Raw genomic sequence first — 23,085 nt, 5'->3', positions numbered from 1 at the left:
GGCCTCCGCCAATTTTTCGGGCACGCCCCGTAACCATTCCTAGCAAATGCCGCAAGCCGATGCATATCGCGCTGGCCCGGGCCTTGCTACCATCCCGTCAAGTCATGCACTCTCCAGAACGACTTAGGGGGACGGGTCGAGTTTATGGCAGTTGCGTTCGATGAGATGAACGGCCCCGGCGGCGATCTCCGCCCGGCCTATCAGGAACTCTCCCGCTGGCTCGATGAGACGCCGCCGGAAGCGCTGGAATACCGCCGCCAGGAAGCCGAACTCTTGTTCCGGCGGATCGGCATCACCTTCGCAGTCTATGGCGATTCCGAAGCCCAGGAGCGTCTCATCCCCTTCGATGTGATTCCGCGCATCATGTCGGGCAAGGAATGGACGATCCTGGAAAAGGGCCTGAAGCAGCGGGTCCGCGCGCTCAACATGTTCCTGCGCGACATCTATCACGGCCGCGACATCCTGCGCGCCAACATCATCCCCGAGGATTTGATCTTCCAGAACGACGTGTTCCGGCCCGAGATGAACGGGCAGAGCGTGCCGCACGACGTCTACGTCCACATCGCCGGCATCGACATCGTCCGGACCGATCCGAACCATTTCATCGTGCTGGAGGACAATGCGCGCACCCCCTCCGGGGTCTCCTATATGCTGGAAAACCGCGAAATCATGATGCGGCTGTTTCCGGACCTGTTTGCCCGCCACCGCGTCGCGCCGGTGGAACGCTATCCGGATGCGCTGCTTTCGACGCTGCGATCGGTGGCGCCGAATAGTGCCTCATCGGAGCCGACGGTCGCCCTGCTCACCCCCGGCGTCTACAATTCCGCCTATTACGAGCACTCCTTCCTCGCCGACAAGCTCGGCATCGAACTGGTCGAAGGCCGCGACCTCATCGTCAAGAACGATGAGGTCTTCATGCGCACCACCGAGGGGCTGAAGCGCGTCGATGTTATCTACCGCAGGCTGGACGACGATTTCCTCGATCCCCTCACCTTCCGCCCCGATTCCGTGCTGGGCGTGCCCGGGCTGATGTCGGCCTATGCCGCCGGCAACATCACGCTGGCGAACGCGGTCGGCACCGGCATCTCCGACGACAAGGCGATCTATTCCTACATGCCGGAGATCGTGAAATTCTATCTGAGCGAAGAGCCGATCCTGAAGAACGTGCAGACCTGGCGCTGCCGCGAGCCGAAGGATCTCTCCTACGTGCTCGACAATCTCAGCGATCTCGTGGTGAAGGAAGTGCACGGCTCCGGCGGCTACGGCATGCTGATAGGGCCGGCCGCCACCAAGGCCACCATCGAGGCATTCCGCGACAAATTGAAGCGCGAGCCCGAGGGCTTTATCGCCCAGCCGACGCTGGCGCTCTCCACCTGCCCGACCTGCACGGCTAGCGGACTTGCGCCGCGCCACGTCGACCTGCGTCCGTTCGTGCTGACCGGTAGCCAGACGACCACCATCGTGCCGGGTGGACTCACCCGTGTGGCGCTGAAGGAAGGCTCGCTGGTGGTGAATTCCAGCCAGGGCGGCGGCACCAAGGACACCTGGATTCTGGACGAGTAACGCATGCTGTCGCGCACCGCCGAAAACCTGTACTGGCTGGCCCGCTCCGTCGAGCGCGCCGAATATATCGCGCGCACCATCGACGCCACCCTGCGCGTCACCGCGCTGCCGGCCGCCTATATCGGCAAGACCAATGAGTGGGAATCCGCGCTGCTGACCGCCGGCGTCAGCGCCAGCTTCCACGAAAATTACCAGGAAGCCACCGAGGCGAACGTCGTCGAATATCTGTCGTTTTCGACGGCCAACCCCTCCTCAATCAAGAACTGCATCGAGAATGCGCGGCTCAATGCCCGCTCGGTGCGCACCGCGCTCACCAGCGAAATGTGGGATACCATCAACGGCGCCTGGCTCGAGCTACAGGAAGTCTGGAGCAAAGGCACCGCCTCGCGCGAGGAGCTGGCAAAATTCCTGCGCTTCGTGCAGGAGACCTCGCTGCGCTTCGACGGCTCGGCCTACCGCACCATGCTGCGCAATGACGCCTACTGGTTCTCCCGCCTCGGCCTGCATCTCGAGCGCGCCGACAACACCGCGCGCATTCTCGACGTGAAATATCACGTGCTGCTGCCGGAGGAGGAACATGTCGGCGGCCCGCTCGATTACTACCAGTGGACCTCGATCCTGCGCTCGGTCTCGGCGCTGACCGCCTATCACTGGGTCTATCGCGAGACGCTGAAGCCCTGGCTGATCGCGGACCTGCTGATCCTCAACGACACCCTGCCGCGCTCGCTGGCGAGCTGCTACGGCAATCTCGTGCGGAACCTCGACCAGATCGGCGTCGCCTATGGCCGCCAGGGGCCCTCGCAGCGCCATGCCCGCGGCATCCGCAACCGGCTCGAGCACAGCAACATGGACGACATCTTCCAGCACGGCGTGCACGAGTTCATCCAGGAGTTCCTCGCGGACAATTCCCGGCTTGGCGAGATCATCACCAGGCAGTATTTGATCTGACGGTTTACCGTCATTCCGGGACCGCGCGCAGCGCCTGACCCGGAATCTCGAGATTCCGGGTTCGCTACGCGCCCCGGAATGACTGCGAAGAAGAACTGGGCACACCATGCGTCTGCGAATCTCCCATTCCACCAGCTACCGCTACGATCCGCCCGCGACCGGCGTGATCCAGATCCTGCGCATGACCCCGGGCAGCCATGACGGGCAATATGTCGCCGACTGGCAGATCGACGTCTCCACCGACTCCCGGCTCGACGTGCACGAGGACGCTTTCGGCAACGTCACCCATGTGCTGACGCATGGCGCCGTGTCCGAACTCACCGTCGACGTCGGCGGCCTGATCGAAACCCACGACACCGGCGGCGTGCTGCGCGGCACCGACGAGCGTTTTCCGCCGAGCCTGTTCCTGCGCTCCACCGACCTGACCAGGGTCAACCCGGCGATGGCGACCTTTGCGCGCGAGCTGCGCGCCGAATCCGGCGACGACGTGCTCGGCTTCCTGCATGCCCTGATGGTGCAGATCAACGAGCACATGACGTTCGACGAGGATCCGACCAACAGCGGCACCTCGGCCGCGGAGGCCTTTGCGCTCAAGCGCGGCGTCTGCCAGGACTACGCCCACATCTTCATCGCCTGCGCGCGCTCCGGCGGCGTGCCGGCGCGCTTCGTCTCCGGGCATTTTTTGCGCTCCGACGGCACCGTCAACCAGCAGTCCGGCCATGCCTGGGCCGAAGCCTTCGTGCCTGATTTAGGCTGGGTCGGCTTTGACGCCGCCAACGGCATCTGCACCACTGACGCGCATGCCCGCATCGCGGTCGGCCTCGACTATCTCGGCGCCGCCCCCGTGCGCGGCACCCGCTATGGCGGCGGCAATGAGACGCTGACGGTGGCGGTCAAAGTCGACCAGGCCGGCCGCCCCGGCCAGTGGCAGAGCCAATCGCAGGAATAGACTCCCCCCTCATCCTGAGGAGCCGCGTCTTCGCGGCGTCTCGAAGGATGCAGGCCAGCCTGTGGCCACATGGTTCGAGACGCGCGAAGACGCGCTCCTCACCATGAGGAGCCGTCACTTATCCAGCCACACGTCCTCGAACCGCACGTTGTTGTACTGGCTGTTGCTGTGCGGCTTGAAATTCTTCACATATGGCTGCCAGCAATTGGCGGCCGTGTTGTGCTGGATCACCGGCCGCGCAGCATCCTCGACCAGGATGCGCTCGATGTCCCAGACGATTTTTCGCCGCTTCTCGCGGTCGAGTTCCCGCGACTGCGCCGCCAGCAGCTTGTCGACCTCGGCGTTGCAATACTGGGTGTAGTTGCGCTCGGAATTGCAGGAATAGTTCTCGACGATGTTGCCGTCGGGATCGTCGACGGAAACGCCGGTGAGATTGAGCCCGATCGTGTAATCCTTGCGCTGAAGTTTTGCGTACCAGCGCGGCGTGTCGAGAATGTCGAGTTCGGAGTTGATGTAGATCTTCTTCAACTGGTCGGTGAGGATGACGGCGGGATCGCGATAGGTCGGCAGGTTGCGCGTCTGGATCTTGATCGCCAGCGGCCTTGCATCGCTGTAGCCGAGCTTTTGCATGATCGCCTGCGCTTCGGCGAGGTTCTTCGCCGTGTCGGGTCCGTAGCCCGTTAGTTGCGCCAGCATTTCCGCCGGCATGCCCCACTCGCCCTCTTCCTGAGGCAGCATGGCCCCGCCCATCCGCGCCTGCCCTTCCATCAGAATGGTGTTGAACGCCGCGCGGTCGAGCGCCAGCGACATCGCCTTTCGGATGTCGGGATTGTCGAACGGCGGGTTGGCGCGGTTGACCATCAGATTGGTCAGCACGCCGGTCGTCGTCATTTCGCAGATCGCGTTCGGCGCGCGCGCCTTGATGTCCTTCATCAGGGGCACGCTGACATCGGAGGGAAAGGTGATGTCGAACTCGCCTGTAGCAAACGCCAGCATGCGGGTGGCGCGGCTGTCGATGGTGCGCACCGCGATCTCGTCCAGATACGGCCGGTCCTTCTTGAAGTAATCGGGGTTGCGCACCAGCCTGATCGATTCGCCGCGCTTGAACTCGACGAATTTGAACGGCCCGGTGCCGACAGGTTTCGTTCGCATCACCTGCTGCGCCGCATGGCAGGGATAGACCGGCGAGAACGCGCTGGCGAGCAGCGCCAGCAGCCCCGGCTGCGGCTCGCTCAGTTCGAACGTCGCCTCGTGATCGCCGTTGATGCTGACGTCCTTGAGTTTCGTGTACCAGACCTTGCGCGGATTGCGCTTGAAATCCTGGGTCTCGGTCTTGCCGATCAGCATCCGCCAGGTGCACTGCACGTCCCTGGCGGTGAACGGCTGGCCGTCGTGCCACTTCACGCCCTGCCGCAGCTTGAATGTCAGCTTTGTGTTGGTGGAATCCCACGACCAGCTTTCGGCAAGATCCGGGATGACCGTCTCGAGGCTCTCATGCGGCTTGGTCGGATCGAACACCACTAGATTGTTGAAGACAGCCGCGAACGGCATCACCGACGCGATGGTCGATTCTTCCAGCAGCGAGGTCGAAGGCGGATTGTCGTTGTGATAGAGCCGCAGCGTGCCGCCCTTCTTCTGCGCCGATGCCGGCGCGGCGGCGATGAGCGCGATGCCGATGACAGCGGCGCATGCCACTCGTGATAGCCGGCTGCTCGTCATGCGACCTCCCCTGTCGTTTTTTCTTTTTATAGGACTGCCGGTGCGGCGGCACAATCCGCGCCCTTGCATTGCTGTTCCACTGCACGGAATACGCGAAGTCGAGACATTCTAACGCAGAGATCGACAAACCTCATCGCGCAATTTGCTCGACAAAGTTCTCCGTTCGCGCGTGTCGCGTTCGCAGGAGTGCGCCATCTTTGTCACGCTTGCCGATGGATTTGTATTCGCGCAGCGACCGGCGGCAATCGATCTTCGCCGAAGAATCAAAAGCACCGTCGTCACTTATCGAATGATTTCGAAGCGTTCTAAAAATCCGAAGTCAACTGTTTTGAGTGATTCAAAGCCGCACCGTCTCGACGCGCACGATTGCGGAACCTAGAGACGAATTGTCGCGAACGTTGCGTTGGGTTGGGGATTAGGTGCTCCTGCGTGCTGCGTTCGCCGATGGGGGCACGGCATGCAACTGATCGCACACGGCGCAACGCGTCGTGCAATTTCGCTTGGATTCTTCAACAGCACCGCCAGCGCGCTGGCGCTGGCCGGCCTGTTGCTTTCCGCCTCGCAGGCGGCAGCACAGGGCAGCGGCCAATCCGGCGTCACCGCGCTGCCGCCCGTCAGCGTCGATGCGCCGGCCCAGCGCGCGCAACGCGCCACACCACGGCGCAGCGCGGCCGCACGCCGCGCCACCGAGGCCCGCCGCAGCCAGCCGGCGGCCAATCCGGGGGCGCAGCAGACGGCGCCGCAGCCGCTGGTGTCGACCGCCGAGCGCGTCAATGCTGCCACGCGAGGCTTCGTCGCCGGCCGCGCCTCCGGCGCCACCAAGACGGACTCGCCGATCATCTCGACGCCCGCTTCCGTCACCGTCATCACCCGCGAGGAGATCGACACGCGGCAATCGCAGAGCATCCGCGACATGCTCCGCTATGTGCCTGGCGTCTATTTCAGCAACGACACCGACTTCCGTTTCCAGACCATCAACGCGCGCGGTTTCACCGTCGAGCAATATCTCGACGGCCTCCGCCTGGCGGGCGGTCCGTTCGGCTTCCCCCGTATCGATCCGTACTTCCTCGAGCGCGCCGAGCTCATCACCGGTCCGGCGTCGATCCTTTATGGCGCCGCTTCTCCGGGCGGCATCCTCAACATGGTCAGCAAGCGCCCGACGGACTATGCCTTCGGCGAAGTCGTGCTACAGGGCGGTTCGTTCGACCGCATCCAGGGCGCCTTCGACGTCGGCGGCCCGCTCGACAAGGAAAAGAGCCTGCTCTACCGCGTCACCGGCCTCGGCCTCAACGCCAATACGCAGGTCGACTATGTCGGCGAACAGCGTTTTGCGATCGCGCCTGCGCTGACCTGGCGCCCGGACCTCGACACGACCATCACGTTCCTGTCGAGCTACCGGCAGGATCCGAAGGGCGGCGCCTATGCGCTGCTGCCGATCCAGGGCACGCTGGTGCCGGGCACCTTCGGGGAAATTCCGCGCAACATGTTCCTCGGCGACTTGAAGTACAACAGCCTGCAATACAAGCAGGCCACCGTCGGCTACGAGTTCGAGCACCGCTTCAACGAGACGTTCACGGTGCGCCAGAACGTCCGCTATCTCCACAATGAGGTCAATTACAAGGAAGTGCAGCCCAGCAGTTTCGTCACCACCGGCGCCGGTCCGACGCTGCGGCTGCTCGATGGCCGCACCATCAACCGGAACTACTTCCAGACCGACGAAAACCTCGACACGCTTGCGGTCGACACCCAGCTTCAGACCAAATTCAACATGGGTCCGCTGCTGCACACCGTGCTGGCCGGCTTCGATTACCAGCGCTTCGAGTTCAACAATTACGCGAAATTCGCCGCTCCCCTTCCGGCCAGCAACAGGCTGGACATTCTGGAGCCGAACTACAACCAGAACATCGTGGGTCCGCCCAACCCGTTCCAGTGGCAAGACCAGGTGCTCCAGCAGCGCGGCATCTACGTGCAGGACGAGGTCAAGCTCGGCAAGCTGACTTTCCTCGGCGGCGCTCGCTTCGATTGGGCGCAAGGCAACACGCTAAATCTCGGTTCGCGCGTCATCAACGACGACGAAAAGCTGTCGGGCCGGGTCGGCGCGATCTACAATTTCGACAGCGGCGTTGCGCCTTATGTGAGCTGGTCGACCTCGTTCCAGCCGACCAGCGTCGGCTTGCTGCTCAGCGGTCAGCCATACAGGCCAACCACGGGCGAACAGATCGAAGGCGGTATCAAGTACCAGCCTCCCGGCTACAACCTGCTGTTCACCGCCGCCGGCTACGAACTGAAGCGGGAGAACGTGCCGTCGGCCGTTACCGGCCCCAACATTCCCCCGAACACCACGATCCAGATCGGCGAAGTCACCTCGCGCGGTTTCGAAGGATCGATGGTCGGCAGCCCCATCCCGGGCCTGAACATCCGTGGGCAGTACTCGTATCTCGACAACCGGATCACCGGGCGGGGCGACGTCAATTACGGCCGGGTGCTGGCGAACACGCCGATGCATACGGCCGCGCTTTGGGCCAATTATGTCGTGCAGGGCGGCCCGGTGGCCGGGTTCGGCTTCGGCGGCGGCGTGCGCTATGTCCACGACGTCTACACCACCGACGCGAACAATCTCATGGTCCCGACGATGGTGCCCGGGCAGCTTGTTCTCGCCAACAAGGTGCCGGCCAACACCACCTTCGACGCCATGGTCTCGTACGATTTCGGCATGGCGCGGCCGGAATGGAAGGGACTGAGCGCGGCGATCAATGCGCAAAATGTCTTCGACAAGAAATATGTCTCGTTATGCACCGCCGGCGGCTGCCGCTGGGCCATGGGCCGCACGGTGCTGGGAACTGTCACCTATCGGTGGTAGGAGAGCTGAATGACGGCACAGTCGGTCAAATGGTGGTCGCGGGTCCATAAGTGGACCAGCCTGATCTGCACGCTGTTCCTCCTGATGCTCTGCATCACGGGATTGCCGCTGATTTTCCACGACGAGATCGACGACTTCTTCGATACGGACGGCATCTCCGCCCGCGACTTGCCTGCCGGTACCCCGCAGGCGCCGCTCGACAGGCTGGTCGAGACGGCAAGGGCGCGCTACCCGCAGCGCTTCGTCCAGATCGTCGGTTTCGACCAGGACCGCGCCAACATCGTCAACGTGTTCCTGTCGGAGACGGCGCTGCCCGTTCCCGGCAAACGGTTCCTGAAGCTCTCGTTCGATTCACGAACCGCTGAACTGCTGCAAGAGGATGCACAGGAAGGCGGCCTGATGCGGGCGATCCGCATCTTCCACCGCGACATGTTTTTGGGATTGCCGGGCGAACTGTTCCTCGGCGTGATGGGCCTGCTGTTCGTCGTTGCCATCGTTTCCGGCGTCGTGCTGTACGCGCCGTTCATGCGCAAGCTCGAATTCGGCGCGGTGCGGCGGCAGGCCGCGCGGCGTGTCAGGTGGCTCGATATGCACAATCTGATCGGCGCGGTGACGCTGGTGTGGATCACCGCCGTCGGCGTGACCGGCATCATCAACACGATCTCGCTGCCGCTGTTCACGGCCTGGCGCGCCGACATCATGCCCGGGCTGCTCGCGCCCTACCGGGGCAAGCCGCTGCCGACGAAGCTGGCCTCGATCGACGTAGCCGTCGCACAGGCCCGCGGCGCGCTCAGCGAGAACACGCTGCTCAGCGTCGTGCTGCCGACCGAGGCGCCGTTCGGCACGCCGCGCCACTTCCTGATCTGGACCAAGGGAACGACGCCGATCACCTCGCGCCTGTTCACGCCGGCGTTGATCGATGCGGAGAGCGGACAGCTCGTCACCGCCAAGGGGCTGCCGTGGTATCTGCGCGCGCTGCAAGTGTCGCGGCCGCTGCACTTTGGCGATTATGGCGGCATGCCGCTGAAGATCATCTGGGCGCTGCTCGACCTCGCCACCATCGTGGTGCTGGCGAGCGGTATCTATCTCTGGCTCGGCAAGCGCAAGATCGCCCGGCCCGACGCGATAATCCAGACGCCGGTCGGCGCGGCGCCGTCGCTGCAAGGTTCATGATGACGCGTCCTGTGCGCTATGGCGCCGGCGAGATCTTTCGCTGGCCGATCTGGCTCGGCGCGCTAACCGCGGTCGGATTGATATCGGCGTTGTTCGGCAATGACGGCTGGGACGCCTTGTCGTGGTTCGCGATGGCGATCCCGCTGGCCGTGCTGATCTGGAAGCTCTCGGTCCGGGCGCGATAGAAGGCACGCCCGTGCTATAATGGCGGCGCCTTGCAACAGACCCGAGAGATAGCCCATGGCGACCGTCAAGCTGCTTTCCGATGATGAACTTTCGAGCGAGGCGCGCGCCGTCTTCGACGACATTCGCAAAACGCGGCAGTCGGATTTCGTCAACAACTTCTGGCGTGCGCTGGCCCACGATCCGAAGACGCTGCGCCGGACCTGGGAGAGCATCAAGGAAGTGATGGCGCCGGGCGCACTGGAGCCCAAGGTCAAGGAAATGCTCTACGTGGCGGTTTCGGTTGCCCAAGACTGTAGCTACTGCATTCATTCCCATACGGCCAGCGCCCGGGCCAAGGGCATGACCGCGGCCGAGTATCGCGAGATGATTGCAATCATCGGCATGGCCGCAGAGACCAACCGGCTCGTTACCGCGCTCGGCGTGCCCGTCGACGATGCGTTTCTCGTCGATGCACCGGCAGGACGAACCGCGGAATCGTAACCATCTGGCGCCGATCGTCGCGCGGTCAATACGCGCAATCGCGATAGTTCGAGGCCTCGCACGCCTGCATCATCTCCCTTGCATGGGCGATATCCGCCGGCGTCATCTCTTTTGACACCTCGGCCAATTCGGCCTTCGCCTTGGCATCGCCCCGCGCGGCGGCGAGGCTGAACCACATGAAGGCGCGCGCCGAGCTGCGGGCGACGCCCTGGCCCTTGCGGTACATCACGCCCATCACGCTTTGCGCCTTCGCATTGCCGGCTTGCGCGAGCGGACGGAACAGTTTTATCGCCGGCACATAGTCGCCGCGGTTATAGGCCGCCATGCCATCTTCCCACGGCCCGGCCCAAGCCTTGAAAGAAGCCGTGGAAAAAGCCATGGACGTGCCTGCCAGCACAGCGATTGCGGCAGCGATCAGGATCGATTTGCGCATCTGTTCCCCCTGCCCGTGTTCAATTTCTAGCCGTCCGGGCATGGCCGCGCCAAGGGGGATTGAGCCGGGGATTGAGCCCGGGATTGGACCGGGAATTGGGGTTGGAGGCCCCCCTGAAATTCGCTATCAGTTGCGCCGCCGATCTTTCGGCGGTTTGGGGATGAGCTGGAATGACCTATTGTTGCGGTGTGCTGGTGCGTGACGGCTTGGTCATGATCGCGGACACCCGCACCAATGCCGGCCTCGACAACATCTCGACCTTCCGCAAGCTGCACGTCTATGCAAACCCCGGCGAGCGCATCGTGGCAATCGCCACCGCGGGCAATCTCGCCATCAGCCAATCGGTGCTGTCCACCCTCAACGAGGGCATGGAAAACCCCGATACCGGCGAGCTCGAGACGCTGATGAATGCGCCGACCATGTTCCAGGCCGCGCAGCGCATTGGCAAGGCGATCCGCCTCGTCCACGCCGCCGAAGGCGCGGCCCTGAAGGCCGAGGACGTCAGTTTCGACGTATCCTTCCTGTTCGGCGGCCAGATCAAGGGCGCGCGGATGCGGCTGTTCATGGTCTACACCGCCGGCAATTTCATCGAATGCACCACCGACACGCCCTATTTGCAGATCGGCGAGCACAAATACGGCAAGCCGGTGCTCGACCGCGCCATGCATTACGACGTCGAGCTCTATGACGCGCTCAAGACCGGCCTGATCTCGATGGACTCCACGATGCGCTCCAATCTCGGCGTCGGGCTTCCGATCGACGTGCTGGTGGTGCGCACGGATGCCTGCGAGGCCGACCTCAATCACCGCATCGAGGCTGGCGAGCCCTATTTCCACGATTTGCGCTCGCGCTGGTCCGCGGCGCTGCGCGCGGCGCACCAGAATATTCCAAGACCACCGTACAAGACCGAAACAGAAGCAAAGAAGTAAAGGACAGAGGAAATGGCCGAGGCTAACGAAAAGATCGCCGTCGTCACCGGTGCCGGCACCGGTGTCGGACGCGCCGCGTCGCTGGCGCTGATGAATGCAGGCTATACCGTAGTGCTCGCCGGCCGCCGCATGGAGATGCTGGAGGAGACCAAGAAACTCGGCGACAATGTCGGCAAGAGCCTGTGCGTCTCCGCCGACATGACCGACCCCGCCTCGATCGCCGCGCTGTTCGACAAGGTGAAGACCACCTACGGCCGCCTCGACGTGCTCTTCAACAATGCGGGCATGGGCGCACCGCCGGTGAATTTCGAGGATCTCCCGCTCGAGCAGTGGCAGGCGGTGGTGAACACCAACCTCACGGGCCCGTTCCTGTGCACCCAGCACGCCTTCCGCATCATGAAGGACCAGACCCCGCGCGGCGGCCGCATCATCAACAACGGCTCGATCTCCGCGCACGCACCGCGCCCGTATTCGTCGGCCTACACCTCCACCAAGCACGCCATCACGGGCCTGACCAAGTCGAGCAATCTCGACGGCCGTAAATACGACATCGCCGTCGGCCAGGTCGACATCGGCAATGCCGCAACCCCGATGACCGACCGCATGGTCGCCGGCCCCGGCGTGATGCAGCCCGACGGCACCATGAAGCACGAGCCGCGCATGGATGCGAAGGCGGTCGGCGATGCAGTGGCCTACATGGCAGGCCTGCCGCTCGATGCCAACGTGCTGTTCATGACGGTCATGGCCACGAAGATGCCGTTCGTGGGACGGGGTTGATCTTCCCCTTCTCCCCGCTTGCGGGGAGAAGGTCGGGATGAGGGGCTCGCTCCGCAAACTCAACCAGCAGAAGGATTCGCGGAGGCTCCCCCTCACCCGGATCGCATCGGCGATGCGATCCGACCTCTCCCCGCAAGCGGGGCGAGGTGACGCGGCCCCTATTCCAGCCGCTCCACCTTCCGCAGCGCCGGCCAACAAATCCTCACGCGCGTCGTGAAGTCCGGGAGCGTCGGCGCTTGACCGCCTGTCCCTGTACGTACTCACGCAATGCCCGGTTAATGCGTGTCTGATAGCCCTCACCGGAACGCGTCTGTCGCTTGAACCAGGCGACCACGTCGGCATCGAGACGAAGCGTGAGTTGCTGCTTGACGGGTCGGTAGAACAGGCCTCGCTTGGCACCGGACCAGTCGGAAAATTCCGGCGCATCCGAGGTGTCGATCGCATCGTCCGGCAAAGCAGCAAGTGACTTGAGCTCGGCCAACTGCTCACGTGTCAATCGCTTAGAAATCGCCTTCTTCATAGACCTTCCTTTCGTGCGCGGTGGCTTTGCGAGCGCTGACAATTCGGGCGACCGGCCCCTCTTCGGCTTCCGCCTCCGGCCACGTGTGGACGACCAGCAGCAGGACTCGCCCAACGAGTCCCACCGTCTGCCAACGGTCGCCATCCGGATGCGAATCCGGCCGTGACGCATGCAGCGGATCGTCAAACACCAGAACAGCCGTTTCGAATGACACGCCGTGCTTGATGCGGTTCGCGGCTGCCTTCTTCGAGTCCCACGTCCACCGCAACCGACGCCGCCCTTCATTTTGTAACTACAAATATGGCGTTACAGCGGCCGCGTGTCAATCCAGAAGGCTCGCGCCCTACTCCAGCCGCTCCACCTTCCGCAGCGACGGAAACAGCCTCATCCACAATAGCGCAATGGCGATAGTGCCGACGCCGCCGAGCACCGCGGCGGGCACGGTGCCGAACAGCGCGGCGGTGACGCCGCTTTCGAACTGGCCGAGTTGGTTGGAGGCGTTGATGAAGAGGAAATTCACCGCGCCGACGCGGCCGCGCATGTCGTCGGGCGTGGCGAGTTGCACCAGCGAGAAGCGGATCACGACGCTGACGACGTCGGCCGCGCCCAGCAGAGCGAGCGCCAGCACCGACAGCCACATCCATTGCGACAGTGCGAATACCACCGTGGCCGCGCCGAACACGATGACGGCCTGGAACATCCGCAAGCCGACATGGCTGGTGATGCTGTGATGCGCCAGCCATGCGGTCATCAGCAGCGCCCCGACCGCAGGAGCTGCCCGTAAAATACCGAGGCCGAGCGGGCCGGTCTGGAGGATGTCGCTGGCATAGATCGGCAGCAGCGCGACGACGCCGCCGAACAGCACCGCGAACAGGTCGAGCGAGATGGTGCCGAGGATCGCCGGGTTGCTGCGGATGAATCTGACGCCGGCATAAAGGTCGTCGTCGGACGACGTCTCTTCCTTCGGCCCCTGTGCGATCACCACAATAGCGCCAGTCAGGATCGCGCCGGCCAGCCAGAACACGACGACGATGGCGTAAGGCAGGCTCGGCGCGAAAGCGTAAGCGAGCCCGCCGAGCGCAGGACCGGTGATGACGGCGATCTGCCCTGCGCCGCTTGAGATCGCGGTGGCCCGCTGCAGCGAACCCTGCGGCGTGACCAGCGGCAGCAGTGCCGCGATTGCCGGGCTTTCGAACGCGCCGGCGATGCCGATCACGAAGGTCGCGAGGTAGATCTGCAAAGGGTTGAGGCAGCCCATATAGGTGCTGACCGCGAGGAACAGCGCGGTCAGCGCTTCGACGACCTGGCAAAGCTGCACCACGCGCTTGCGCTCAAAGCGATCGGCGGCATGGCCCGCGACGAACACAAGCAGCGCCGTGGGGAGGAACTGCACCAGGCCGACCATGCCGAGGTCGAACGCGCTGCCGGTGATGGCATAGAGCTGCCAGCCGATCGCGACCGCCGCCATCATGCCGGCAAAACGGGAAAGGCTGCGCGAGAGCAGGAAAAACAGGAACGACCTGTGCCTGAGCAGGTCGGAGGCGGCGACTGATGTCGTCGAGGACATGCATCACGGGTGACTGAGCCGTGCGCCGATGTCAACGGCCGTGCGGGCATGATCCCGTAAAGTGGGGACCGGTTTTCGGAAAAGATCATGCTCAAACAGAAAGATAAGCGTGATGACGAATCGTCATCACGCTTACGCAACACGGGATTGCGCGGCCGCGCGACGCTGGCATAATCGCTGCGAATGCCCTGGGGGATTCATGCTGCAACTGCAATCGGCGTTCGGCGTACTGGCGTTGCTCATGATCGCCTGGGCGTTGAGCGAGAACCGCCGCGCCGTCTCGCTGCGTCAGGCCGTCATCGGCCTTGCCGTCACCCTCGTCACCGCGCTGGTGCTGCTGAAACTGCCGGTGGTGGCGCGCGCTTTCGGCGCCATCAATGACGCCGTCAACACGATTTCGGCGGCCTCGCGCGCCGGCACCTCGTTCGTGTTCGGCTATATCGGCGGCGGTCCCCTGCCCTTCGATCTGAAGGCGCCGGGTGCGGATTTCGTCCTCGCCTTCCAGGCGCTGCCGATCATCCTCGTGATGAGCGTGCTGACCACGCTGTTGTTCTACTGGCGCATCCTGCCGCCGGTCGTGCGCGGCATGGCCTGGCTGCTGGAGCGCACGCTTCGAATCGGCGGCGCGGTCGGGCTGTCGGCCGCCGCCAACATCTTCCTCGGCATGGTGGAAGCGCCGCTGTTCATCCGCCCCTATCTTGCAAAGCTCACGCGCGCCGAACTGTTCATGGTGATGACCGGCGGCATGGCCGGCATCGCCGGCACCGTGCTGGTGCTCTACGCCACGCTGCTCGCGCCGCTGATTCCGGACTCGGCGGCGCATTTCGTAATCGCCTCCGTGCTCGGCGCGCCCGCCGCAATTCTCATCAGCCTGATCATGGTGCCGGAGACCGACGAAAAACGCACCGGCGGCACGCTGGAGAATCCGGAAGCGGAGGCCTCCAGCACGATGGATGCAATCGTCAGGGGCACAAAGTCCGGACTGGAGCTGCTGCTCAACATCGTCGCGATGCTGCTGGTGCTGGTCGCGCTGGTCTATCTCGCCAACGCGATCCTCGGCCTGTTGCCGGAGATCGGCGGCGCCAAGCTGTCATGGCAGCGGCTGCTCGGCTATTTGATGGCGCCGGTGTGCTGGCTGATGGGCCTGCCCTGGCCGCAGGCGATCACCGCCGGCAGCCTGATGGGCACCAAGACGGTGCTGAACGAGCTGATCGCCTATGTCGAATTTTCGAAACTTGGTCCCGAAGCGCTCGACCCGCGCTCGCGCCTGATCATGCTCTATGCGATGTGCGGCTTCGCCAATTTCGCCAGCCTCGGCATCATGATCGGCGGCCTCGGCACCATGGCGCCCGAACGCCGCGAGGAGATCAATGCGTTGGGGCTCAAGTCGATCGTCTCGGGCACGCTGTCGACGTGTCTGATGGGGGCGATTGTGGGGATTCTTACTTAAGCCCCAACTGCCACGCCAGCCGCTGCATCACCGCGTCAGATCCTTCCGCCGTCAGATGCGCGTGATCCCACGCCAGCGGCACGTCGTCATCGACGGTAACAGGGCATTGCCGCGCCGGGCACATGGCGCTCAGCACCGACACATAGGTAAACCGCTCGCCCTTCGGCAGCGCCGCTCGCATCCTGGCATCGAGCGAAAATGCATCCGGCAACAGCAGATCGTCCGCGCGCGCCTCCGCATTCCGCAAGTGAAGGCGCAGCAGCATCGGCGGCAGCCGGCCCTTGAACTGCACGGATGGACCGAGCAGCACCACGCGAATGCCATGGCGGTTGAGATCGGCAATGGTGTTTCGCAAGTCAGCGACCATCCCCTCGAAGCGCGGCGGGCGGGCATATTCCAGCCAGTCTCCCGACAGGATTACGAGGTCAGGCTTGTTGTCGCGGAAGAACGCCGCCATCTGCGCAGCAATGTTGCGGCACGCCGCCAGAAACTGCGCCGCCGCGTTGAAGGTCGGCATGCATGCAGCCTGCGTCGCTTGCAGGATGTTCACCGATTGCGGATCGGCCGCCTTGCTCAGCCCGTGAAAATAATGCGCCGCAAGGCTGTCGCCCCACAGCAGCACGTTGGCCTTGCCGGGCGCAAGTTTCAGACAATCGTCGGCGAACACGCCGCTCGCCGGATTGAAGCAATGGCCGGAACGGTAGAACGGCTCGAACTTGTAGGTGTCGTAAGCCTCGAGCCGCGACGCAATCTGATCGGCGGCTCCCGTCCTGCTCCACAAGGCGCCCGCCACACTGCCGCCGATCAGCAGCAGCGAAGCGAAAAGCGCGCCGGCAAAAGCCGCGCCGCGCGTCGGCGCCAGCGTCCGCTCACGAAACGGCTGTTCGACGAACCGCCACGACAGATACGAGATCAAAACCGTCAACGCGAACAGCGCGACCTTGTCGAAGGCATCAAGCACAAGGCTGTTCTTCGAAAAGCGCGCGAAGGCGAACAGCGGCCAGTGCCAGAGATACAGCGAATAGGAAATCTGGCCGAAGAACCTGACGACATGAAACGGCGAATACGGCCCCCGCTTTTGCGTGGGCACGCCGATGCCGCTCCAGATGAACAGCACCGCGCCGAGGCATGGCGCGACCGCGTTGAGGCCGGGAAATCCCGATCCCTGCCGCAGCGAAAAGATCGGGATCGCCAGCACGACCAGTGCAATTCCGCGCGCGATCTTTCGTGCCACCTCGTTGCGCAGCACAGGAAAACCTTCCACGGCGATGATCGCACCGACCAGAAATTCCCAGGCGCGCGGCGGGCTCATGAAGAAGGCGTTGGCCGAGCGTTCATGGCGCATCAGCCAGACGCTGAGCGCAAAGGAGGCGATCGTCAGTACCACGAGCAATATCGGCAGCGCCGCGCGGCGGCCCGGCATCAGGCGCGCGAGCGTCCACAGCAGCAGCGGCAGCGCCAGGTAAAACTGCTCCTCCACCGCCAGCGACCAGGTGTGCAGCAGCGGCTTTTCCACCGCCGCGTGGTCGAAATAGCCGGTCTGGAACCAGAAGAAGAAATTCGAGGTGAAGGTGACGACGGCGGCAACCGAGTGAAAGAACTCGGTGCGCTCGGACGGCAGCAGATAATGGAACGACGGGATCGCCGTCAGCGCCACCATCGCATAGAGCGCCGGCAGCAGCCGCCGCACGCGCCGCTCATAGAAGCGCGCAAACGAAAACGAGGCGGCCGCAAGCTCCGACTGGATGATGCCGGTGATGAGATAGCCCGAGATAACGAAGAAGATGTCGACACCGACGAAGCCGCCCCAGATGCCCGGCACCTCGAAGTGAAACAGCACCACCGCCAGCACGGCAATGGCGCGCAGCCAGTCGATGTCCTCGCGGTAGTCGCGTCTCACAGAGTTTTTGGAATTCAACACGCGCGCACTTTATCGGTCATGCCCGGGCAAAAGCGCGAAGCGCGTCTTCGCGCTAGACGTCCCGGCATCCACGTCTTTTGCGGCACCGGCTTAGAAAGACGTGGATGGCCGGGTCAAGCCCGGCCATGACGAAAAAGCGAGACCCATCATTGCGCCAGTTCGACGGTCTTGAAGTCCGCCGGCAAAATCACTTCCAGCAGTTCGACGTCGTCTGAATAGTCCATGATCAGATGTTTGATGCGCGGTGGCTGCGTCCAGGCGCTGCCTTCTCGCATCATCGTCTCGCCCTGCCCTTCCATCCAGGTCTTCACCCAGCCCTTGAGCACATAGACCATCTGGAATTCGACGTCGTGGTAATGCAGCTTGGAGACCTCAGCCGGATTGCACGGCCCGACCAGCCGGATCACATGCGCCTGCGCGAGGCCATGGGTCGCCACCGATATGCCGAGGTCGCGGTACTTTGCGTAGGTGCGCAGGCCGTCAGCCTTGAAGTCTTCCTCGCGGTGATGGCTGACCGCGATGCTTTGCTTCGGCCGCGCTTTTGCCTTGGTCTTCAGCGGCGTGCCGCGCCCCTTGGACTTGATCTTCTTGCGCGCCGAGGTCTTTGCCGACGTGCCGTGGCCGGCCCATTTCTTCCTGACGGCCGTCTTGGCCGAGGCCCGCGATATCGCCTTTTTGGCCATTGTGTTTCCTCCCTTATCGATTGATGCGGGAAGGCTAACACAAATTTCGAACTTGTAGGGTGGGTAGAGCGAAGCGAAACCCGCCAACTTCGCGCTACCAAGCCCCGCATGATGGGTTTCGCGGAGCCTGTCATCGGGCGCGCATTCGCGCGACCCGTTGGCTCTACCCATCCTACGGATCTTCGGCCTTCCTTCTCAATGCAACCTGAACACGCCGTCGACGGCACGCAGCTCGGCCGGCTTGATCAGCCTGGAATGCGCCACGGTCACCGAAAACAGCGGTCCCTCCAGCTTTTCCTGCCAGAAGGCGAGAAAATCCTGCAACGCCGGAAATTTTGGAAACAGATCGTAATTCTGCCAGATGTAGGTCTGTAGCAGCGAGGGGTGATCCGGCATCCGATAAAGGATCTGCGCCGTCGTCAGCCCGTAACCCAGCACCTGCTTCCGAAAGTCGTCGGAAACAACCCCAACCCGTGACACCATGCCAACCTCCATTGAAGGAGCGCATTTTCACGTGGTGGCTTGCCGAGCCACCCCGGCGGAGATGCGCTCACATGAGAGAAATGTGACGCACGATACCAACTCATCACAAGGCTAAATGTTTAACGAACTGTTGAAAGTTGACGCATTAGCAGCAGCTTACCGCAGGTGCTAATACGGGGTGCACGATCCGGACCCGCAGGGCCGCGTTAGCGCAAAGTGGGAACCGGTTTTCGCTGCGACAAACGCGAAGCGTCGGCGCGGAGATCATGCCCAATCGGCGAAGGCCCCTTGGGAGGGCCGATTAATTATACTTAACGAAACTTGGCAGGCGCCTCTTCCGAGTGCCAATTTTTCTGCTAGAAGCCCTTGCCCACCGAAAAATGTTGGATTATTTCCACCCCGGGGCTGAGCTGGCACTCGTTGGCTCAGACTGCTAACACTCCAGAAATCGACAACATCTTCATAAGTTTAGGAGGACTGCATGAAATTCCGTCCGCTTCACGACCGCGTCGTGGTCAAGCGCATCGACGCCGAAGAGAAGACCGCTGGCGGCATTATCATTCCCGACACTGCCAAGGAAAAGCCCTCCCAGGGCGAGGTCATCGCCGTCGGCCCGGGCGGCCGCGACGAGGCCGGCAAGCTGATCCCGATCGACGTCAAGGTCGGTGATGTCGTGCTGTTCGGCAAGTGGTCCGGCACCGAGGTCAAGATCGACGGTCAGGATCTCCTGATCATGAAGGAAAGCGACATCATGGGCGTCCTCGACGTCCCCGCGACCAAGAAGAAGGCCGCCTAACCAACCGCCGCACCGCTCACCCTGAGGAGCGCCTGCGAGGCGCCTCCCCGCCGGGTGAGAGATAAAAGTTCAACTCAGGGAAACCAGAAATGTCAGCCAAAGAAGTCAAATTCGGCGTCGACGCCCGCGACCGCATGCTGCGCGGCGTCGACATCCTCGCCAACGCCGTCAAGGTGACGCTCGGCCCCAAGGGCCGCAACGTCGTGCTCGACAAGTCGTTCGGCGCTCCCCGCATCACCAAGGACGGCGTCACCGTCGCCAAGGAGATCGAGCTCGACGACAAGTTCGAGAACATGGGCGCCCAGATGGTGCGCGAAGTCGCCTCCAAGTCCGCTGATGCGGCCGGCGACGGCACCACCACCGCGACCGTGCTCGCCGCCGCGATCGTTCGCGAAGGCGCAAAATCGGTTGCCGCCGGCATGAACCCGATGGACCTGAAGCGCGGCATCGACCTGGCCGTCGACGCCGTGGTCGCCGACCTCCAGAAGAACTCCAAGAAGGTCACCTCGAACGAGGAGATCGCCCAGGTCGGCACCATCTCCGCCAACGGCGATGCCGAGATCGGCAAGTTCCTCGCCGACGCCATGAAGAAGGTCGGCAACGAGGGTGTCATCACCGTCGAGGAAGCCAAGTCGCTGGAGACCGAACTCGACGTCGTCGAGGGCATGCAGTTCGACCGCGGCTACATCTCGCCCTACTTCGTCACCAACGCCGACAAGATGCGCGTTGAGATGGACGACGCCTACATCCTGATCAACGAGAAGAAGCTCTCCTCGCTGAACGAGCTGCTCCCGCTGCTCGAAGCCGTGGTGCAGACCGGCAAGCCGCTCGTCATCGTCGCTGAAGACGTCGAAGGCGAGGCTCTGGCCACGCTGGTCGTGAACCGTCTGCGTGGTGGCCTCAAGGTCGCCGCCGTCAAGGCGCCGGGCTTCGGCGATCGCCGCAAGGCCATGCTCCAGGACATCGCGATCCTGACCGGCGGCCAGGCGATCTCGGAAGACCTCGGCATCAAGCTCGAGAACGTCACGCTCAACATGCTGGGCCGTGCCAAGAAGGTGATGATCGACAAGGAGAACACCACCATCGTCAACGGCGCCGGCAAGAAGGCCGACATCGAGGCCCGCGTCGCGCAGATCAAGGCGCAGATCGAGGAAACCACCTCGGACTACGACCGCGAGAAGCTCCAGGAGCGTCTGGCCAAGCTCGCCGGCGGCGTCGCGGTGATCCGCGTCGGCGGCGCGACCGAAGTCGAGGTGAAGGAGCGCAAGGATCGCGTTGATGACGCGATGCATGCGACTCGCGCGGCTGTCGAGGAAGGCATCGTTCCGGGCGGCGGCGTCGCCCTGCTCCGTGCTTCCGAGCAGCTCAAGGGCATCCGCACCAAGAACGACGACCAGAAGACCGGCGTCGAGATCGTGCGCAAGGCGCTCTCCGCTCCGGCCCGCCAGATCGCGATCAACGCGGGCGAGGACGGCTCCGTCATCGTCGGCAAGATCCTCGAGAAGGAGCAGTATGCCTACGGCTTCGATTCCCAGACCGGCGAATACGTCAACCTGGTCACCAAGGGCATCATCGACCCGACCAAGGTCGTGCGCACCGCGATCCAGAACGCAGCTTCGGTTGCGGCTCTCCTGATCACCACCGAAGCCATGGTCGCCGAACTGCCGAAGAAGAACGCTCCGGCCGGCGGCATGCCCCCGGGCGGCGGCATGGGCGGCATGGATTTCTGATCGAAGTCCAATCGCTCGAGCGATCCACGAATGCAAAACCCCGGCAGCGATGCCGGGGTTTTTGTTTGAACCGAACTCTCTCCCCTCGTCATTCCGGGGCGCGCCTCTTGGCGCGAGCCCGGAATCCATAACCCCGAACGTCAGCCTTCCGAAGACTCCACAAGCAGTCGTGGTTATGGATTCCGGGCTCGTGCTTCGCACGCCCCGGAATGACACCTAGCTGGCAATCCCGGGATACAAATCCTCCCACCCGGGATTCCGCTCCTCGATCAGCCGTATCTTCCAATCGCGCCGCCACTTCTTAAGCTCTTTCTCCCGTGCGATTGCGGATGCGGCATCCTCGTAAATCTCGAACCACACCAGCTTGTCGACGCCGTATCGCGAAGCGAACCCCGGGACGGCTTTCGTCCGATGCTCCATACACCCGTCGCACGATGTCGTTCGTCACACCGAGATACAGCGTGCCGTGCTTCTTGCTCGCAAGGAGATAGACGTAGTACGCCCTTGAGCAGTCGTGGTTATGGATTCCGGGCTCGCGCTCCCGCCTTCGCTCTTCGAGCTACGGCGGACAAATCTCGCGCCGGAATGACAAAAAAGATGGGCCTCAGCCTACCATAAACGCGTCGGCAACATCGCGCGTTCAGTCAGGTGCTCTTTTGAACTCTCGCCCATCTCCTCCCCCCATCGCCGCCCCCTCCTCCTTCGCCGCCATGCAGTCGCGGCCCTATCGCGCGCAGTTCATTTCCTACGTGTTCGCGATGATGGCCGACAATATCGAGCACGTGATCAGCTACTGGGTGGTGTTCCAGAAATTCCATTCGCCGGCGCTGGCCGGTTTTGCCGTACTGTCCCACTGGCTGCCGTTCCTGTTCTTCTCGGTCGCGGTCGGCGCGCTGGCCGACCGGTTCGATCCGCGGCGCATCATCCAGTGCGGGATGCTGCTGTTCATCGTCGCATCGGCAGGCTGGGGCTATTTCTTCATAACAGGCACGATCGAGATGTGGCACGCGATGCTGCTGCTGGTGATCCACGGCTGCGCCGGCGTGCTCTGGCAAACGCCGAACCAGCTATTGCTCTACGACATCGTCGCTCCGGCCGACCTGCCGAGCGCGGTGCGGCTCAATGCAATGGCGCGCTACCTCGGCATCCTCGTCGGCCCGGCCGTCGGCGGCGCCATCATGCTCGCGTTCGGCCCGCCGCACGGCATCGTTCTCAACACGCTGTTTTACCTGCCGATGCTGCTGTGGCTGTTCTGGGCGCCTGCGCGCGCCAAGGATGCCGCGCCAAGGCGCATCCCGATGCGCGGCCTCGCCGACATCATCCAGACCATCCGCGACATCGCCACCCACCGCGTCCTCACCTCGATGACGCTGCTCGCCGGCCTGACCTCCTTCATGATCGGCAATGCCTATCACGCGCAGATGCCGGGCTATGCCGGCGATCTCGGCCATGGCGATCCCGGAGTGTCCTACAGCACGCTGCTGGCGGCCGATGCCGCCGGCGCACTGCTCGCCGGCATTGCGCTGGAAGCGTGGGGACGCATGAAGGCGACGCCCCGGACTGCCATCCTGCTCGCGATGCTATGGAGCCTGTCCTTGCTGGCCTTCGCCGCGGTGAACATCTACGCCTTCGCGATCGTGCTGCTGTTCGCCGCGGGCTTCTTCGAGCTGTCGTTCAACACGATGGCGCAGGCGCTGGTGCAGCTCAACGCCCCAACCGACATCCGCGGCCGGGTCGTCGGCCTCTTCAACATGGCCGGCCTTGGCATGCGCGCCTTCAGCGGCATCACCGTCGGCCTGATCGGCGCAGCGATCGGTATTCACTGGTCGCTTGGCCTGTCAGCCGCCGTGCTGCTCGGCCTTTTGCTCATCCTGCATCGCCGCGCCAGAAGCTGAGCCGGCCGCCCTGGTGACACACA

At 63.4% G+C, this 23,085-nt stretch carries 21 protein-coding genes and 1 pseudogene; 13 read left to right on the top strand and 9 right to left on the bottom strand.

Translation table 11 applies throughout. The features are described 5' to 3' along the window. Window positions 1-144 precede the first annotated feature (144 nt). From JQ628_RS29010 to JQ628_RS29000, 3 genes are all read left to right on the top strand, one after another. Window positions 145-1,563: a circularly permuted type 2 ATP-grasp protein gene (locus JQ628_RS29010; RefSeq protein ID WP_212228372.1), complete on the top strand. Its 1,419-nt coding sequence runs from the start codon at window positions 145-147 to the stop codon at window positions 1,561-1,563. Window positions 1,564-1,566: 3 nt separating this feature from the next. Beyond that, window positions 1,567-2,511 carry an alpha-E domain-containing protein gene (locus JQ628_RS29005; protein ID WP_212228370.1) on the top strand — a complete coding sequence of 315 codons (945 nt, stop codon included), beginning with the start codon at window positions 1,567-1,569 and terminating at the stop codon, window positions 2,509-2,511. Window positions 2,512-2,617: 106 nt separating this feature from the next. Next, the gene (locus JQ628_RS29000) at window positions 2,618-3,460 is read left to right on the top strand and encodes a transglutaminase family protein (RefSeq protein WP_212228368.1); all 843 of its coding nucleotides are present in this window, start codon (window positions 2,618-2,620) and stop codon (window positions 3,458-3,460) included. 114 nt (window positions 3,461-3,574) lie between these two features. On the opposite strand, the gene JQ628_RS28995 is transcribed toward JQ628_RS29000, so the two are convergent. After that, on the bottom strand, window positions 3,575-5,179 hold the full coding sequence (locus JQ628_RS28995) for an ABC transporter substrate-binding protein (RefSeq protein ID WP_212228366.1): 1,605 nt from the start codon (window positions 5,177-5,179) through the stop codon (window positions 3,575-3,577). A gap of 457 nt (window positions 5,180-5,636) precedes the next feature. Between JQ628_RS28995 and JQ628_RS28990 the strand changes: the two genes are divergently transcribed. Genes JQ628_RS28990 through JQ628_RS28975 form a run of 4 tightly spaced genes read left to right on the top strand, consistent with a single transcriptional unit; the run spans window position 5,637 to window position 9,878 of the window. Beyond that, window positions 5,637-8,039, top strand: coding sequence for a TonB-dependent siderophore receptor (locus JQ628_RS28990; RefSeq protein ID WP_212228364.1), 2,403 nt, complete (start codon window positions 5,637-5,639; stop codon window positions 8,037-8,039). Window positions 8,040-8,048: 9 nt separating this feature from the next. Next, a complete protein-coding gene (locus tag JQ628_RS28985) occupies window positions 8,049-9,212 on the top strand; it encodes a PepSY-associated TM helix domain-containing protein (protein ID WP_212228362.1) in 1,164 nt (387 codons plus the stop codon). Next, entirely contained in the window at window positions 9,209-9,397 is a 189-nt protein-coding gene (locus tag JQ628_RS28980) for a hypothetical protein (protein ID WP_249128558.1), read from the top strand. The genes JQ628_RS28985 and JQ628_RS28980 overlap by 4 nt, the downstream gene beginning before the upstream one ends. Window positions 9,398-9,452: 55 nt before the next feature. Further along, window positions 9,453-9,878: a carboxymuconolactone decarboxylase family protein gene (locus JQ628_RS28975; RefSeq protein WP_212228359.1), complete on the top strand. Its 426-nt coding sequence runs from the start codon at window positions 9,453-9,455 to the stop codon at window positions 9,876-9,878. A 25-nt stretch (window positions 9,879-9,903) separates the two neighbouring features. Here JQ628_RS28975 and JQ628_RS28970 read toward each other — a convergent pair whose 3' ends face one another. Further along, window positions 9,904-10,311, bottom strand: a complete 408-nt coding sequence (locus JQ628_RS28970) for a tetratricopeptide repeat protein (RefSeq protein WP_212228357.1) — start codon at window positions 10,309-10,311, stop codon at window positions 9,904-9,906. Between the two features lie 170 nt (window positions 10,312-10,481). On the opposite strand from JQ628_RS28970, the gene JQ628_RS28965 reads away from it, so the two are divergent. Next, window positions 10,482-11,240 (top strand): peptidase, encoded by a 759-nt coding sequence (locus JQ628_RS28965; protein ID WP_212228355.1) that lies wholly within the window; start codon window positions 10,482-10,484, stop codon window positions 11,238-11,240. A gap of 12 nt (window positions 11,241-11,252) precedes the next feature. Beyond that, entirely contained in the window at window positions 11,253-12,017 is a 765-nt protein-coding gene (locus JQ628_RS28960; RefSeq protein ID WP_212228347.1) for an SDR family oxidoreductase, read from the top strand. A gap of 202 nt (window positions 12,018-12,219) precedes the next feature. Here JQ628_RS28960 and JQ628_RS28955 read toward each other — a convergent pair whose 3' ends face one another. The 3 genes from JQ628_RS28955 to JQ628_RS28945 all read right to left on the bottom strand — a co-directional run bounded on the left by JQ628_RS28955 (window position 12,220) and on the right by JQ628_RS28945 (window position 14,104). Next, the gene (locus JQ628_RS28955; RefSeq protein WP_212228345.1) at window positions 12,220-12,537 is read right to left on the bottom strand and encodes a BrnA antitoxin family protein; all 318 of its coding nucleotides are present in this window, start codon (window positions 12,535-12,537) and stop codon (window positions 12,220-12,222) included. Continuing rightward, a complete protein-coding gene (locus tag JQ628_RS28950; RefSeq protein ID WP_212228343.1) occupies window positions 12,518-12,805 on the bottom strand; it encodes a BrnT family toxin in 288 nt (95 codons plus the stop codon). Before JQ628_RS28950 ends, JQ628_RS28955 begins: the two co-directional genes overlap by 20 nt. 75 nt (window positions 12,806-12,880) lie before the next feature. Next, a complete protein-coding gene (locus JQ628_RS28945; RefSeq protein WP_212228341.1) occupies window positions 12,881-14,104 on the bottom strand; it encodes an MFS transporter in 1,224 nt (407 codons plus the stop codon). A gap of 199 nt (window positions 14,105-14,303) precedes the next feature. Here JQ628_RS28945 and JQ628_RS28940 point away from each other — a divergent pair, with 199 nt between their 5' ends. Continuing rightward, window positions 14,304-15,554, top strand: a complete 1,251-nt coding sequence (locus JQ628_RS28940) for a NupC/NupG family nucleoside CNT transporter (RefSeq protein ID WP_212228338.1) — start codon at window positions 14,304-14,306, stop codon at window positions 15,552-15,554. On the opposite strand, the gene JQ628_RS28935 is transcribed toward JQ628_RS28940, so the two are convergent. From JQ628_RS28935 to JQ628_RS28925, 3 genes are all read right to left on the bottom strand, one after another. Beyond that, a complete protein-coding gene (locus JQ628_RS28935) occupies window positions 15,547-17,454 on the bottom strand; it encodes an acyltransferase family protein (protein ID WP_212228335.1) in 1,908 nt (635 codons plus the stop codon). The genes JQ628_RS28940 and JQ628_RS28935 overlap by 8 nt on opposite strands. A gap of 167 nt (window positions 17,455-17,621) precedes the next feature. Next, complete coding sequence (locus tag JQ628_RS28930) at window positions 17,622-18,158, bottom strand: cupin domain-containing protein (protein ID WP_212228332.1); 537 nt, start codon at window positions 18,156-18,158, stop codon at window positions 17,622-17,624. Between the two features lie 195 nt (window positions 18,159-18,353). Next, window positions 18,354-18,641, bottom strand: coding sequence for an usg protein (locus JQ628_RS28925; protein WP_212228330.1), 288 nt, complete (start codon window positions 18,639-18,641; stop codon window positions 18,354-18,356). A gap of 481 nt (window positions 18,642-19,122) precedes the next feature. Between JQ628_RS28925 and groES the strand changes: the two genes are divergently transcribed. Together groES and groL are read left to right on the top strand one after the other, a co-directional pair. Next, window positions 19,123-19,437, top strand: coding sequence for a co-chaperone GroES (groES, locus tag JQ628_RS28920; RefSeq protein ID WP_212228328.1), 315 nt, complete (start codon window positions 19,123-19,125; stop codon window positions 19,435-19,437). Window positions 19,438-19,526: 89 nt separating this feature from the next. Next, the gene (gene groL, locus JQ628_RS28915; protein ID WP_212228326.1) at window positions 19,527-21,167 is read left to right on the top strand and encodes a chaperonin GroEL; all 1,641 of its coding nucleotides are present in this window, start codon (window positions 19,527-19,529) and stop codon (window positions 21,165-21,167) included. 216 nt (window positions 21,168-21,383) lie between these two features. Here groL and JQ628_RS34645 read toward each other — a convergent pair. Then, window positions 21,384-21,693: pseudogene (locus JQ628_RS34645) on the bottom strand (GIY-YIG nuclease family protein). A gap of 157 nt (window positions 21,694-21,850) precedes the next feature. Between JQ628_RS34645 and JQ628_RS28910 the strand changes: the two are divergent. After that, entirely contained in the window at window positions 21,851-23,062 is a 1,212-nt protein-coding gene (locus JQ628_RS28910; RefSeq protein WP_349628135.1) for an MFS transporter, read from the top strand. The last annotated feature ends 23 nt before the right edge of the window (window positions 23,063-23,085 follow it).

Origin of the sequence: Bradyrhizobium lablabi (assembly GCF_018129385.1) — a bacterium.
Classification (GTDB): domain Bacteria; phylum Pseudomonadota; class Alphaproteobacteria; order Rhizobiales; family Xanthobacteraceae; genus Bradyrhizobium; species Bradyrhizobium lablabi_C.
This window is presented reverse-complemented; position numbering and strand designations above follow the sequence as displayed.